At 71.7% G+C, this 14,404-nt stretch carries 15 protein-coding genes; 9 read left to right on the plus strand and 6 right to left on the minus strand.

All coding sequences use genetic code 11. The annotated features are described in order from the left end of the window. Positions 1 to 4: 4 nt before the first annotated feature. Positions 5 to 625 carry a DUF47 domain-containing protein gene (locus tag AC3ET4_RS19005; protein ID WP_431950871.1) on the minus strand — a complete coding sequence of 207 codons (621 nt, stop codon included), beginning with the start codon at positions 623 to 625 and terminating at the stop codon, positions 5 to 7. 194 nt (positions 626 to 819) lie between these two features. Between AC3ET4_RS19005 and AC3ET4_RS19010 the strand changes: the two genes are divergently transcribed. Next, the gene (locus AC3ET4_RS19010; protein ID WP_431950873.1) at positions 820 to 1,212 is read left to right on the plus strand and encodes a metal-sensitive transcriptional regulator; all 393 of its coding nucleotides are present in this window, start codon (positions 820 to 822) and stop codon (positions 1,210 to 1,212) included. Here the strand turns inward: AC3ET4_RS19010 and AC3ET4_RS19015 are convergent. Further along, positions 1,209 to 1,415 carry a hypothetical protein gene (locus AC3ET4_RS19015; protein ID WP_431950894.1) on the minus strand — a complete coding sequence of 69 codons (207 nt, stop codon included), beginning with the start codon at positions 1,413 to 1,415 and terminating at the stop codon, positions 1,209 to 1,211. The genes AC3ET4_RS19010 and AC3ET4_RS19015 overlap by 4 nt on opposite strands. Before the next feature lie 105 nt (positions 1,416 to 1,520). After that, on the minus strand, positions 1,521 to 2,375 hold the full coding sequence (locus AC3ET4_RS19020) for an SCO4651 family lipoprotein (RefSeq protein ID WP_431950896.1): 855 nt from the start codon (positions 2,373 to 2,375) through the stop codon (positions 1,521 to 1,523). A gap of 91 nt (positions 2,376 to 2,466) precedes the next feature. Between AC3ET4_RS19020 and AC3ET4_RS19025 the strand changes: the two genes are divergently transcribed. Continuing rightward, positions 2,467 to 2,622 (plus strand): hypothetical protein, encoded by a 156-nt coding sequence (locus AC3ET4_RS19025; RefSeq protein ID WP_431950875.1) that lies wholly within the window; start codon positions 2,467 to 2,469, stop codon positions 2,620 to 2,622. A 124-nt stretch (positions 2,623 to 2,746) separates the two neighbouring features. Next, the gene (locus AC3ET4_RS19030) at positions 2,747 to 4,306 is read left to right on the plus strand and encodes an FAD-binding oxidoreductase (protein WP_431950898.1); all 1,560 of its coding nucleotides are present in this window, start codon (positions 2,747 to 2,749) and stop codon (positions 4,304 to 4,306) included. A 63-nt stretch (positions 4,307 to 4,369) separates the two neighbouring features. On the opposite strand, the gene AC3ET4_RS19035 is transcribed toward AC3ET4_RS19030, so the two are convergent. Both AC3ET4_RS19035 and AC3ET4_RS19040 read right to left on the minus strand, forming a co-directional pair. Next, on the minus strand, positions 4,370 to 5,062 hold the full coding sequence (locus AC3ET4_RS19035; protein ID WP_431950877.1) for a phosphatase PAP2 family protein: 693 nt from the start codon (positions 5,060 to 5,062) through the stop codon (positions 4,370 to 4,372). Positions 5,063 to 5,268: 206 nt separating this feature from the next. Next, positions 5,269 to 6,207: a C40 family peptidase gene (locus AC3ET4_RS19040; protein WP_431950900.1), complete on the minus strand. Its 939-nt coding sequence runs from the start codon at positions 6,205 to 6,207 to the stop codon at positions 5,269 to 5,271. Between the two features lie 390 nt (positions 6,208 to 6,597). Here AC3ET4_RS19040 and AC3ET4_RS19045 point away from each other — a divergent pair, with 390 nt between their 5' ends. From AC3ET4_RS19045 to AC3ET4_RS19070, 6 genes are all read left to right on the plus strand, one after another. Further along, on the plus strand, positions 6,598 to 6,906 hold the full coding sequence (locus tag AC3ET4_RS19045; RefSeq protein WP_018559685.1) for a hypothetical protein: 309 nt from the start codon (positions 6,598 to 6,600) through the stop codon (positions 6,904 to 6,906). A 130-nt stretch (positions 6,907 to 7,036) separates the two neighbouring features. Then, entirely contained in the window at positions 7,037 to 7,867 is an 831-nt protein-coding gene (locus AC3ET4_RS19050; RefSeq protein ID WP_431950880.1) for a DUF8175 domain-containg protein, read from the plus strand. Continuing rightward, the gene (locus AC3ET4_RS19055; RefSeq protein WP_431950882.1) at positions 7,857 to 9,143 is read left to right on the plus strand and encodes a hypothetical protein; all 1,287 of its coding nucleotides are present in this window, start codon (positions 7,857 to 7,859) and stop codon (positions 9,141 to 9,143) included. Before AC3ET4_RS19050 ends, AC3ET4_RS19055 begins: the two co-directional genes overlap by 11 nt. After that, complete coding sequence (locus tag AC3ET4_RS19060) at positions 9,140 to 10,690, plus strand: SCO6880 family protein (RefSeq protein ID WP_431950884.1); 1,551 nt, start codon at positions 9,140 to 9,142, stop codon at positions 10,688 to 10,690. Before AC3ET4_RS19055 ends, AC3ET4_RS19060 begins: the two co-directional genes overlap by 4 nt. A 157-nt stretch (positions 10,691 to 10,847) precedes the next feature. Continuing rightward, complete coding sequence (locus AC3ET4_RS19065) at positions 10,848 to 12,242, plus strand: ATP-binding protein (RefSeq protein WP_431950902.1); 1,395 nt, start codon at positions 10,848 to 10,850, stop codon at positions 12,240 to 12,242. 14 nt (positions 12,243 to 12,256) lie between these two features. Continuing rightward, positions 12,257 to 13,834: a type IV secretory system conjugative DNA transfer family protein gene (locus tag AC3ET4_RS19070; protein ID WP_431950886.1), complete on the plus strand. Its 1,578-nt coding sequence runs from the start codon at positions 12,257 to 12,259 to the stop codon at positions 13,832 to 13,834. An 18-nt stretch (positions 13,835 to 13,852) separates the two neighbouring features. On the opposite strand, the gene AC3ET4_RS19075 is transcribed toward AC3ET4_RS19070, so the two are convergent. Then, a complete protein-coding gene (locus AC3ET4_RS19075) occupies positions 13,853 to 14,362 on the minus strand; it encodes a GNAT family N-acetyltransferase (protein WP_431950888.1) in 510 nt (169 codons plus the stop codon). Between the last annotated feature and the right edge of the window lie 42 nt (positions 14,363 to 14,404).

Genomic DNA, 14,404 nt, shown 5'->3' on the forward strand with positions numbered 1-14,404 from the left:
GGGGTCAGGACTCCTTGACCGCGATGGTCTCCACGGTGTTGGCCACGTGCTCGAAGGCGTCCGCCGCCTCCTCCAGGACGTCCACGATCTGCTTGAGCTTGAGCACCTCGATGGCGTCGTACTTGCCGTTGAAGAGGTGGGCCAGCAGCTTGCGGTGGATCTGGTCCGCCTGGTTCTCCAACCGGTTGACCTCGATCCAGTACTCGGTGAGGTTGTCCATGGTGCGCAGGTGCGGCATCGCCTCGGCGGTCAGCTCGGCCGCCCGGGCCAGCACCTCGATCTGCTGCTCGACCCCGCGGGGCAGCTCATCGATCTGGTACAGAACGACCAGGTCGACGGCCTCCTCCATGAAGTCCATGATGTCGTCGAGGGACGACGCCAGGGTGTAGATGTCCTCGCGGTCGAAGGGCGTGATGAAGGAGGAGTTCAGCTGGTGGAAGATCGCGTGGGTCGCGTCGTCGCCCGCGTGCTCCGCCGCGCGCATCCTTTCCGCGATCTCCGAGCGCGTGGCCGGATCGGCCCCGAGCAGTTCCATGAGGAGCTTCGACCCTGTGACGATGTTGTCCGCGGATGCGGCGAACATGTCGTAGAAGCTCGTCTCCCTGGGGGTCAGACGAAAGCGCACGTGAAGTCCTCGGAATACATCGGTTTCGGTCGCATTGATGCTAGGCGCATCATCCGGCCACAACTAACCGGCGTCCTACAGTGTCGCTCATCGTCAAGGGTGCGCCCCAGCAGGGGTTCTCCGGGCACTCTCGCACATCGGGGCGAATTGGGTACGATATACCCGACTGGGGTATCGGGGGCAGGAGGAACATCATGACGGTCACCGAGACCGGCGGCGCCGCGGAGTCGCAGCAGTCGCCGGCGGACGTCGCCGGGCACGTCGACACCGCCGGGGCCACCCCGGAGCACGGGCACGACGCGCACCAGCACGGCTACGCCAAGCAGAAGGACCAGCACCTCAAGCGGCTGCGCCGCATCGAGGGGCAGATCCGCGGCCTGCAGCGCATGGTCGAGGAGGACGTGTACTGCATCGACATCCTCACCCAGGTGTCGGCCGGCACGAAGGCCCTGCAGTCCTTCGCCCTGCAGTTGCTGGAGGAGCATCTGCGGCACTGCGTCGCCGACGCCGCGGCGAAGGGCGGACCGGAGGCGGACGACAAGGTGGCCGAGGCCACGGCCGCCATAGCCCGGCTGCTCCGCAGCTAGCGACCGGCCCCCGCCGACCGCCTGGTCCCCTGCGCGGGCACGCGGGGGAACACGTCCAGCACCTCGTCGATACGCTCGGCACTCAGCCGTTCCTCGGTCGTCGCCGACGCCGCGATCATCAGCTCGCAGCACAGCTCGATCTCCGCGAGGGCCACGTGGACCTGGTCATCCTGGTCCAGGAGCCACACCGCCACGCGCACCACCTCCCTCCCCGCCCAGCGTAGGGATCGGTGCACGGTCCGTGCATGACACAGACGGGCCATTTCCGGCAAGCCCTCAGGGGCGGTGCGGGCCATTCCGGCGGGCCCTCAGGTGCCGGACGCGGGAACGATCTGCCCGGTGTAGATGTCGGTCCCTCGGGGCAGCATGACCCGCACCGGGGCACCGAAACCGTACATTCCGGTCGTCGAGACCACCGTGACCTGCGCCGGCGCGCTCCGCGTCCCCGCGCCCGCGCCATTGCTGAAGGTGAAGCGCTGCCGCACCTTGCGCAGCCGCCCCTCCTCGTCGAGCCAGGCGTCGAAGGGCACACTGGTCACGGTGAAGCCCTTCGCCGCGGCCGCGAGCTCCGCCCGCACCAGCGGGGAGGCGACGCGAGCCGCGTCCACGATGTCCGTGACCCCCTGGTAGCGGCGCACCCGCACCCCGTCCAGGGTCTCCGACCCGGTCTGCCGCACCTCCCGCGCCGCCCGCAGCAGCTCCGCGGCCACCAGGGGATCGGTCGCGCCGCCGGTGACGAGGTTGCCGTCCGGCAGCCGGGTCGTGTCGACCCGCACCCACTTGTCGGCGGGGACGCCCTCGCCGCGGTTCTTCATGTAAAGGGCGCCCGGCGTCAGCAGCTCCGTGACCGGCGCGTGCTCGACGTCCCCGGCCGCGTCCGGCGGCAGGACGACCTGGATGCGGCCGCGCCGCCCGGCGTAGTCGAAGGAACCGGTGCCCCTGATGGCGATCTTCGTGCCGCCGCTGGCCATCTCCATCGACGTACGGATCTTCGAGCTGCCCTCGGCGACCAGCGCGTCCACCGCCCGCCGCAGCGCGTCCCCGGAGTCCACCGGCACGCTGTCCACCTCGGCGGCCTCACCACTGACCGAGCAGCCCGCCACCGCCAGCACGCACAACCCCAGACCCACGGCTGCCGCAGTCGCCCGGCCGAGCTGCCCCATCTCCGCCAACCCCCCGCACCATGCCGCGCCTCGGACGTCGTCGGGCTTAACGAGGGTCAGGGCACCACGTCACGGCCGGTAGCTTTGTGGGGTGCCTCCGAGTGATCCGCCCCCCACCGCCCACCGCGCGACCACCCTGGAGAAGGGCGCCTTCTCCCACGCGACCTGCGTCTGCGGCTGGCGGGGACCGGCCCGGCGCGCCCGCGACCGCGCCCGCCGCGACGCCGCCGAGCACGAGCAGGGCTGAGACGGCACGCGCAGGGCCCGACGCGGTCCGACGTACGTCACACTCCCCACCCGCAACCGGACACCGCGTCCCCGCCGTCCTCATGGACGACCATACGGGGGCGAACAGAGCGGAAGGCCCCATGTTGAACCGACGATCCGTGATCCGCGGCGGCGCGGGCATCGCCGCCGCGGGCTGGCTGGCCGCGGCCTGCGGCCCGGGCGGCGGTCGCCCTGCCGGCACCGCGAGCCCCACGCCCAGTGCCCCGGGGGCCCCCACGACGGCCGGCGGGAGCCCCTCCGCCAGTGCCTCGCCGACCGCCCGCCCGGACTGGAAGGCCCTGGGCCGCACCCTGGACGGCCGCCTCGTCCTGCCCGACGACGCCGACTACGCCACCGCCCGCCTGCTGTACAACACCCGCTTCGACGGTCAGCGCCCCGCCGCCGTGGCGTACGTCTCCGGCACCGAGGACATCCGCGCGTGCCTGGACTTCGCCCGCCGCACCGGCGTCCCCGTCTCGGTCCGCAACGGCGGGCACTCCTACGCGGGCTACTCCGGCGGCAAGGGCCGGCTCGTCCTCGACGTCTCCTCCATGGCCTCGGTCGACCTGTCCGGCGGCACCGCGACCATCGGGGCCGGGGCGAAGCTCATCGACGTCTACACCCGGCTCGGCTCGAGGGGGCGCACCCTGCCGGCCGGCTCGTGCCCCACGGTCGGCATATCCGGCCTCACCCTGGGCGGCGGCCACGGAGTGCTCAGCCGCGCGTACGGACTGACCTGCGACAGCCTCTCCGGCGCCGAGATCGTCACCGCGGACGGCCAGGTGCTGCGCTGCGACGCCGACGAGAACCCGGATCTGTTCTGGGCGCTGCGCGGCGCGGGCGGCGGCCAGTTCGGCGTGGTGACCAAGCTGACCTTCGACACGCATGCCTCCCCCCAGGTGGTCACCGGCTATCTGACCTGGCCGTGGAGCAAGGCCGCCGCCGTCCTGCGCGCCTGGCAGGAGTGGGGGCCCACCCAGCCCGACGAGATCTGGTCGGCCCTGCACCTGGACAGCTCCGGCTCCGGGTCCCCGCAGATCAGCATCGCCACCGTGGGCATCACCTCGCGCGACGGGCTCGCGAACGCCGTCGACCGGCTCGCCGACAGCATCGGCGCCTCCGCGACAAGCGTCTCCCTGCACCCACGCACCTACCTCGACGCGGCCCTCGCCTACGCCGGCTGCTCGAACCTGAGCACCGCCCAGTGCCACCTGCCCGGCAGCACCCCAGGCCGCAGCCCCTCCGGCCGGCTCGGCAGGGAGACCTACACGGCACGCTCCGACTTCTACGACCGCTCCCTGTCCGAGACCGGCATCCAGACCCTGCTGTCCCAGGTGGAAGGGCTCCGCTCCGGCTCGGGCAGCGTCTCGCTCACCGCGCTCGGCGGCGCCGTCAACCGCGTCTCGCCCACGGCCACCGCCTTCGTCCACCGGCGCTCGCGCTTCCTGGCCCAGTACATAGAGACCCCCGGCACCACGAACTGGCTCGCCGGGCTCCACGCGGCCATGCGCCGCCATGCCTCCGGCGCGGCGTACCAGAACTACACCGACGCCTCACTGACCGACTGGCGCACCGCCTACTACGGTTCAGCAGCCGACCGCCTGACCCGGCTGAAGACCCGATACGACCCCGCGCGGCTCTTCGACTTCCAGCAGGCGCTCTGACCGCTCCGCCCGGCCGCCCCGCCGCGTGCGACGCGTAGGACGTGCGGGGCGCGCCCGCGGACGTCAGGCCGCCAGGTCCTTGTCGACCGCCGACGGCTCCGGGTACGGCTCGCCCCGGCGGCGGTCCGCCCGCCCCGGCGCCGCCTGCACGAGGAAGCCCAGGCGCGAGTCGGCCACGGCCCGGGCCAGCGGGGTCAGCGCGGCCAGCGCCGCCGGGGCGAGCAGCAGCGCGACAGCGGTCCCGAGGGCGAAGCCGCCCAGGACGTCCGTCGGGTAGTGCACGCCCATGTAGACGCGGCAGAAGCCCTCGGCCAGCGCGACGGCGATGGCGGCCAGACCCCACCTGCGGCTGACCATGAACAGGCCCACGGCGACGGCCATCGTCAAGGTGGCGTGGTCGCTGACGAAGGAGAAGTCGGTCTTCCCCTTCACCAGGACGTCGATGCCCTTGTGTTCCAGGAAGGGACGCGGCCGTTCGACGAAGTTGCGCAAGGGGACGTTGAGCACCAGCGCGACCGCCGCCGCCAACCCGGACCAGAGCACGCCCGCCACGGCCGCCGGCGCCTCGGCGCCGCTGCGACGCGCCACGCGCCACCAACACCAGCCGGCGATCAGCACCATGAGCAGGACCAGGCCGTACTCGCCGACGCCCTCCACCATGCGGTCGAACCAGCGCGGGGCGTCCTTGGCGAATCCGTTGATGTCGCGGAGCAGGCTGACGTCGGGGTTCGAGCCGTCCAGCGAGAGCTCTGCCACCGAAGTCCCCTAACTGTCTTCTTCCGCCGCACCCCCGTGCACGTCCGTGTGGGGGTCGATTCTCCACCCTTCAACGGGCGGCACGGTACGCGCCGTTCCGGTCTCCACCGGATGATCACCAAGGTGTTACCGAAGGGAGACACGTTCCCGCATGCCGGTGCCCGGTGTCCACTCACAGCGGCGCGGCGCGCGGGGCGCGGGGCGGCTCACACCGCCGCCGCGCCCGCCGCCGTCACACGCGTCGCCCCGATGTAGTCCGGGGTGTCGATCCTGTCGAAGCGGATCACCGCGCCCGTGTAGGGAGCGTTGATCATGTAGCCGCCGCCGACGTAGATCCCCACGTGGTGGATGGACCGCGGGTCGGTCAGGTCGTCCGCGAAGAACACCAGGTCGCCCGGGAGCAGCTCGTCCCGCTTGGGGTGCGGTCCGGCGTTCCACTGGTCGTTGGCCACCCGCGGCAGCTCGATCCCCACCGAGTGGTACGCCGCCTTCGTCAGGCCCGAGCAGTCGAACCGGCCACCCTGCTCCGGTGTGCCGTTCCCGCCCCACAGGTACTTCGTGCCCAGCTTCTGCTGCGCGTAGTAGATCGCGCCCGCCGCCTGCCGCGACGGTGCGACCGGGCCCACCGGGGCCGCGAAGCTCTTCTGCAGTGTCGTGATGATCCGGACGTAGTTCTGCGTCTCCCGGATCCTCGGCACCCCGCCGGACCGGATGACCCGGTACGCGCCGGCGTTGTAGGCGGCGAGCATGTTCTCCGTCAGGTTCCCCGGGACGTCCTTGACATAGCCGGCCAGCGTGCAGTCGTAGGAGGCCGCCGAGGGGATGGCGTCCGCCGGGTCCCACACGTCGCGGTCCCCGTCCCCGTCCCCGTCCACGCCGTGCGTGGCCCACGTGCCGGGGATGAACTGCGCTATCCCCTGCGCCTGCGCCGGGCTCTGCGCCCTCGGGTTCCAGCCGCTCTCCTGGTAGAGCTGGGCCGCCAGCAGCGCCGGGTTGATGGCGTCGCAGAGGTTCCCCCACTTCTGCACCAGGTTCTGGTACGCCGCCGGCACGGCGCCCTGAGCGAGCGTCACCGCCCCGCCCCCGCCCGTCAGCTTGGCCGCCACCAGGAACGTGCCGACGACGAGCAGCATGACGAACGACATGAAGAGGCCGCCCACGACCCCTGCCACCAACCAGGCCTTCCGCGCGGTCCGCGAAGCCGCCGTCACCCGCCCCACCCCTTCGTCGCTCCACCCTGCCCGACGCGGAAAGTGACGGCACGCCAGGCCTCCGGGAGCATCCCCACCCGCAGCGCCGCCAATCGTTGCCCTCCGCTCACCACCGTGATACACAGAGTAGTCAACAACGTCTCATCGAACACCGGATCGCACGCCAGTGTGTCCAGTCTGACGATTGCGGCCCGGATCACACGGGGGAATGGCTGAGAAAGTCGCTGAGTCGACATACGACGGCGGCATCCTCCGCCAAGATAGACCTTGGCTCCTTGCGCCCCGGCGAGGATGCCAACTGATCTAGCGTGGTGGTGAGTTCTCATGTTCCTGGCAGCCGAGAAGGGCGACATCAACACCATCATCGGTGGCATCGCCCCGGACTGGGGGCCTTTCGGGTCCCTTGGGAACGAGGCGCGCGTCATGATCGAGGTGGTCATGGCAGTGGCGATCCTGCTCTGCCTGGCCATCGCGATCTGGGGCGCGGCCAAACAGCGCATCGGAGCGACGGCGCTCCGCGACACCTTCAGTGCGGAGCAGGGCAAGGGACTGATCATCGCCGGCCTGACCGGCGTGTTCATCATCGGGTCCCTCGGCACGCTCTTCACCATCGTCTACGGGATGGCGGTCTAGCGACCCACACGTCGGCTCCACCCCGTCCCCCGCGCACTGTCCCCGAGGGGCCCGTCCCGGCCCCGCACCCCACCCGAGGCTGTCTGCTGATGCCCACTCACCCCATGACCCCCGAGGGGGCGAGCCCCCGATGAGCCTCGGCCAGGACGGGCCCCCGACCCGTACCCGCCTCCCCGAGCCCGTACCCGGCACGGGCGGCCCTTCCCGCCGCCCGCAGCGCTCCAGCCGCAACCTCGTCACGGTGGTCGGCGTCGTCGTGCTCCTCATCGCGGCCATCGCCTTCGCCAACCGCGGCGGCGGCTCCCCCGCGGACTCCGCCGCCCCGGGCGGAGTCGGCGGCCAGGGCGGCGGCACTCCCCACGGCGCCCGTTCCCAGCCCACGGCCCCCACCGGCACGAAGCCGGTGGACGGCAAGAACGCCGGCATCCCCACGGGCTACGCCCGCACCGACCAGGGCGCCCAGTCCGCCGCGGCGAACTACGCGGTGGCGCTGGGCTCCGACGGCATGTTCGACACGGCCCGGCGTCACACGATCGTCGCGACGATCCACGCCCCCGAGGTCGCGGACCGCCTGCAGGCCGACCTGGACCGCGCCTACTCCCCCGGCTTCCTCGCCAACGTGGGGCTCAACGAGGACGGGAGCGTGCCGGACGGCTACACGTTCGTCTCCCGCACCGTCCCCGTGGGCACCCGCGTGACGGACTTCTCCAGCAGCGCCGCGACCGTCGAGGTGTGGAGCACCGGCCTCGTCGGCCTGGCCGGCGAGGGCTCGACCAAGCCCGTGAGCCAGACGTGGTTCACCATCACTGAGCAACTCATCTGGGTTGACGGGGATTGGAGAATCGAGAGGTCCAGCCAGAAGGAGGGTCCCGCGCCCGTCAACGGCGACAACCGGGCCTCCGGTGCCGACGAGATCGCCAACGCGGTCCGTGGTTATGGGGGGTTCACATATGCCAGGTAGCCACCGGCGCCGCACGCTGTCCTTGACGGCACTCCTCGCCGCGGCCCAGACGACCCTCGTCCTAGCCGCCTCGCGCGCTACCGCCGCCCCCAGTCCCACGCCCACCCCGAGCGGCAGCAACAGCGCGTGCGATCTGATCGTGGGCCAGGCCCGCGACTACTGCGAGGGCGGCACCGGTTCGGAGAACACCCCCTCTGTCGCGGACCCGCTCGACCCCCTGGACTCGCTCGCGCGCGGCTGCGCCGACGCCGCCGCCTGGGTCATCGACGGCCTGTCCAAGGCGGTCAACAAGACCGCCGCCGTGGACTTCACCAACAAGGCGTTCCTCACCCAGTACGCCGTCGTCTTCGCCGCCTCCACCTTCCTCACGCTCCTCCTGTGGCTGCTGGCCGTCGCCAAGCGCGCCGTGCGCGGAGTGCCGCTCACGGAGGCCCTGACCGAGGCGGTCGGCTTCCTCTGGCTCACCGTGATCGCCTCCGCCTTCACGCCGCTGATCCTCTACACCGTCGTGTCGGCGACCGACGGCATCACGGAGGTCGTCGCGTCCGGCACGGCCGCCGACACCGACACCTTCTTCGGCTCCTTCCGGGACGCGCTGACCAAGGACTCCGACATCGGCGGCGGCCCGATCATGCTCATCGTGGTCTCTCTGGTCTCCGTGCTCGCCGCCGGCGTCCTGTGGCTCGAACTCGTCATCCGCGCCGCGCTTCTGTACGTCGGCGCACTGCTCGGCACCGCCGTCTACTCCGGCCTGGTCGACAAGAACATGTGGCACCACGTGCGCCGTTGGGCTGGAATCATGATCGCGGTGATCCTGGTCAAACCCGTGATCGTGGTCGTACTCGGCCTCGCGGGCGCGCTCAGCGGCTCCGACGGGCCCACCGCGTTCGGCGCCGTGGTGTCGGGTCTGGCCATCATCCTGCTGGCCATCTTCGCCAGCGCCATGATCTACCGCTTCGTCCCCGGCTTCGGCGACGACGTGGCCACTCTCCGCAGCAACCGCAAGGCGAGCGCCGAGTCCCAGGCCGCCGCCGTCATCTCCTCCCCCGCCGCGCTGGTCAAGCAGGGCATCAAGACCCACAGCACCCGCGGCGGCCCGCAGGAGCAGACCACGGGCGGCGGCGCTCCGCCCGCGAACGCCGTACCAAGCGGCATCGCCGCGCACAGCAGCCGCAACGGCACCGCCCCGGCACCGGCCCCCGCGCCCCGCACGAACCCTGACCGCGGCAACGGCGGCGGGACCAGAAGCAACACAGCAGGAGGCGAAAGCCGGTGACGTCCCAGCCCTACGCCCCACCGCAGCAACGCCGCACGTACCTGATCGGCAAGGCACGTCCCAACGCCATCGTCGGCAAGAACCGCGAGACCGGCGAGATCGCCCTGATCGTCGTCGGCGCGTTCCTCGGCATGATGTGCGGCCTGCTGATCCCCGTGCTGCCGCTGCGCATCCTCGGCCTGACGGGCTGGCCGCTGCTCGCCTTCGCCGCCGTCTACATGCCGTACCGGCGCCGCACCTTCTACCGCTGGTTCGAGATCAACCGCAGCTACCGCCGTACGCTGCGCACCGCCGCGACCTACCGCTCCACCGCCGCGGAGGCCGGCACCCGGCTCGACGGCCGCGAGGTCGAGATCGGCCCGCCGCCCGGCATCGGACGCATCACCTGGCTGTCGGCGCCCTTCGGCCCGGACGAGATCGCCGTACTGCTGCACGTCGACCGGCGCACCGTCACCGCCGCCATCGAGATCGAGGGCCCCGGCGTCGGCCTGCGCGACAGCGAGGACCAGGAAGCCCTGGTCGAGCGCTTCGGCACCCTGCTCAAGCACGTCGCCAACGGCGACGGCTTCGTCACCCGGCTGCAGATGCTCGCCCGCACCCTCCCCGCCGACCCCGACGCCCACGCCAAGGACGTCACCCAGCGCGGCGACGACCGTGCCGAGCAGTGGCTCAAGGACTCCTACGACCAGCTGCAGTCGATGGTGTCGACCTCGTCCGAGCAGCACCGCGCCTACCTCGTCGCCTGCATGCACTACAGCCGCGAGCTCGCCGCCGAGGGCACCGCCATCGCCCGCGCCGCGGGCGGCGGCCGCAAGGCCCTCGACAAGGACGCGGGCATCGCGGCCGTCATGGCCCGCGAGCTGACCGACATCTGCGCCCGCCTCACCGAGGCCGACATCCGGGTCCGCCAGCCGCTGGGTCAGGCACGGCTGGCGTCCCTGATCCACTCCATGTACGACCCGGACCACCCGATCGACCACATCCAGGCGATGACCCGCCGCAACGCCTGGCCGGCCGAGCTGGACGCCACCGAGCCGACCTTCCTCCAGGCCAAGACCCGCGAGTCCACCACCCGGGCCCCCTGGTGCCACTCCACGGCCTGGGTCAAGGAATGGCCGCTGACCCCCGTCGGCGTCAACTTCCTCGCACCGCTGCTGGTCCACACCCCGGACGTGATCCGCACCGTCGCGGTCTGCATGGACCTCGAGCCGACCGACGTCGCCATCGAGCGCATGCTCACCGAGAAGACCAACGACGACGCCGAGGCCAGCCGCGCCGCCAAGATGAACCGGGTCGTCGACCCGCGCGACATCGCGCACCACTCCCGCATCGACCAGCGCGGCGAGGACCTCGCCTCCGGCGCGGCGGGCGTGAACCTGGTCGGCTACATCACGGTCTCCTCCCGCTCCCCGGAGGCGCTGGCCCGCGACAAGCGCACGATCCGCGCCTCGGCGGGCAAGTCGTACCTCAAGCTGGAGTGGTGCGACCGGGAGCACCACCGGGCGTTCGTCAACACGCTCCCGTTCGCGACCGGCATCCGCCGCTGAGGGGCCGGGAGGTAGCACCATGCGCCTGTGCGCACTTGACGCTCCGTCCCCCGGGACGGCGCCATTGGGAAGGACGACAGGGACAACGATGCCACGCCGGAGCCCGCGCCCCGGGCGCGACGACCGCTGACGCCGAGGAGGCGCTCCACCCATGGCCATGCCGGATCCCCTCGCAGCGATCACCGACGCCTTCACCAGCTTCCTCTTCGGCAAGGTGGAGACCACCCGACTCCCCGTCCGCACCTCCACGGGCCAGGCCCAGGCCGTCTACCTGCCGACCGCCGCACCCGGGCTGGGCGACTCCGGCGTGATCATCGGCCGCGAGGTCTACTCCGGCAAGGGCTACATCTACGACCCGTTCCAGCTGTACGGGCAACAACTCCCGGCGCCCCACTGGCTGGTCCTCGGCGAGTCCGGCAACGGCAAGTCCGCCCTGGAGAAGACGTACGTCCTGCGGCAGCTGCGCTTCCGCGACCGCCAGGTCGTCGTCCTCGACGCGCAGGGCGAGGACGGCGTCGGCGAGTGGAACCTCATCGCCAAGGCCCTCGGGATAACTCCCATCCGCCTCGACCCGATGGCGGCCCTCGACGGGGGCATCAAGCTCAACCCGCTCGACCCGGCGATCACCACCACGGGCCAGCTCGCGCTGCTCCGCACGATCATCGAGGTCGCGATGGGCCGCGGCCTGGACGAGCGCTCCGGCTTCGCGCTGAAGGTCGCCCACGCCTACGTCCACGGCACCGTCACCGACCGCCAGCCGATCCTCACCGACATCGTGGAGCGGCTGCGGCACCCCATGGCCGACTCCGCCGAGTCGATGAACGTCGCCCTGGAGGACGTCCGCGCCTGGGGCCTGGACGTGGCCCTCGTCCTGGACCGGCTCGTCGACGGCGACCTGCGCGGCATGTTCGACGGCCCCACGACCGCCGGCATCGACCTCGACTCCCCGCTGATCGTCTTCGACCTCTCCCACATCGACCGCAACTCCATCGCCATGCCGATCCTCATGGCGATCGTCGGCGTCTGGCTGGAGCACACCTGGATCCGCCCCGACCGGAAGAAGCGCATCTTCCTGGTCGAGGAGGCCTGGCACATCATCAACAGCCCCTTCGTCGCCCAGCTCTTCCAGCGGCTGCTGAAGTTCGGCCGCCGCCTGGGCCTGTCCTTCGTCGCCGTCGTCCACCACCTCTCCGACGTGGTGGACGGCGCCGCCGCCAAGGAGGCCGCGGCGATCCTCAAGATGGCGTCCACGCGCACGATCTACGCCCAGAAGGCCGACGAGGCGCGCGCCACCGGCCGGGTGCTCGGCCTGCCCCGGTGGGCGGTGGAGATCATCCCCACCCTCACCCCCGGCATCGCCGTCTGGGACGTCAACGGCAACGTCCAGGTCGTCAAGCACCTCATCACCGAGACCGAGCGACCGCTGGTCTACACCGACCGCGCCATGACCGAGTCCTCGAGCGCCGAGCTCGACGGGCCGGACGCGAAGGGCCGGTTCGACGAGCCCGGGGTCTCCCTCGACAAGCAGCTGGCAGACGACGCGGTGGCCTGAACGGGGACCGATCCATGGCGAGAGCGCAGCATCACGGACAGCGGCACGAGGGCGGGGTCCCCGACGGGCTGATCCTCGGCCTCATGGGCTTCCTTCTCGGCATGACCGTCCTGGTCTGGACGGGCACCGGGATAGCGGGCCTCGTCTCCCACGGGGCGTGGCCCGCCGAGGTCCACTTCACGCGCACGCCCGTGGCCATGCGCCACCTCGTGGCCGACCCCCACGACATCGCCGGGGCCTGGCAGCCGGCCCCGCCGGGGGAACTGCCCGGCTCCGGGCTGTTCTGGGGCGTGTTCATCGGGCAGTTGATGGTGCTCTTCGTCCTCACCATCTTCGTGATGGGCGTCGTCACGCGCACCCGCCTGCGCCGCGCGGTGCGCCGCAAGGCCGTCCTGAGCACCGCGGAAGCGGCTGTGGAGCCCGAGACCCGGGTCCCGCCCCGACAGGCCGCACAGCGGCCCGTGGAGGCCGTCGAGGCCCCGGTCCCGGCCACCCGCGCCCCGGAGCCCGCACCGGTCGACCCGGCCACCCCTGCGCCGGCCGCCGGCCCCGCCGGCGCCTCGGTCGCCCCCGACCGCGAACTCACCCGTACCTACGCGGTCTTCGCCACGCCCCGCGGCGACAAGGGCAAGCGCCTCGTCCAGCCGGCCGTCCTGGGGGCGGCGGGGCCCGTCCTCGTCACCACCGCGGACCCGGACACCTTCCACCAGACCGTCGGCAACCGCGCCAAGCTCGGCCCGGTCCACGTCTACGACCCCGCGCACCTCGTCGACACCCCGGCCCGGCTCCGCTGGGCCCCGCACTCCGGCTGCGAGGACGTCCCCACCGCCGTCACACGCGCCCGCGCCCTGCTCTTCCCGGTGCGTCCGCGTGCCACACTCGACGCCGCGATGTTCGACGCGGCCGAGACCCTCCTGCGCTGCTGGCTGCACGCCGCAGCCGTGGACGGCCAGCCGTTCCGCCAGGTGCACCGATGGGCGGGCGGTGCCTCCGCCCAGGACGCCGTCCGCATTCTGCGCACCCATCCCAAGGCCGCCTCCGGCTGGAGCGGTGAGCTCGAGTCCGTCCTCCACGCCCACACGCACCGCCGTGACGCCGCACAGGCGCTCGTCCACCGCGCCCTGGAGTCCCTCAACTCCGTGCACATCCGGGACGCCTGCACACCGGGACGCACGGACGGCCTCGAGGTGGAGTCATTCCTCAAGGATCCGGGCACCCTGTATGTGGTGGGCGAGCCCAACGAGGACCCGCGCACCCACCCGGGTGCGATGCCGCTGCTCACCGCACTCGTCTCCAGCGTGGTCGAGCACGGCCGGCGCATGGCCGCAGGGTCATCCTCCGGTCGGCTCGACCCACCAATGACCCTCGTCCTGGACGACATCGCGGCCCTCGCCCCGATCCCGGAGCTTCCCGACCTCCTGGCCACCGGCACCTCCGCAGGCCTGCCCACCCTGGCCGTGCTGCGCTCCCCGGAGCAGGCCCGCGAGCACTGGCGGAGCCCCCTGTGGCAGCGCGCCGACGTCCGCCTCGTCCTAGGGAACCAGCCTCCCGGCCTCCTCGACGAGGTCCCCGACGCGGTCCGGCTGCCCTAGGCCGTGCCGTCCGCCCTCCTACGGCCGCGCCAGCTCCATCTCGTACTCCGTCTGCGATGCGTCCAGCGGGAAGGCCATCGTCCTGCCCGTCCTGACGAAGCCGAGACGCTTGTAGAAGGCCCGCGCCCGGTGGTTGTCCTCGTGGACCCACAACCGCACGCGCCGCACCCGCTCCGGCAGTTCCCACGACCATGCGATCGCCGCGCCCAGCAACTCCTCGGCGAGCCCGCCGCCGCGGAACTCCGGCCGCACGTACACACCGACCAGATGCGTCTGCGGGACGTCGAACTCCTCACCCGTCTCGACGAGTACGGCCACATTGGCGACGCGCTCGCCGACCTCGTCCTCCGCGATGAACGCCTGCGTCTGCGCTCGCTGACGCCACTTCTCGTCGTCGAACGCCGCTTCGGTGTCATGGGGGTTGACGAAGGCCACGCCGGCGGCCGGGTCCTTCAGCGCCTCGAGTCGCAGTGCCCGCTGGGCACGCCATTCCTCGGGACGGGACGCACGTATGGTGTAGTCGCTCATACCGCGATCGTACGCAAAAAAGCCCCGGTTCCCGAGTCGATA

The sequence above is a fragment of the Actinacidiphila sp. bgisy167 genome, from assembly GCF_057707665.1.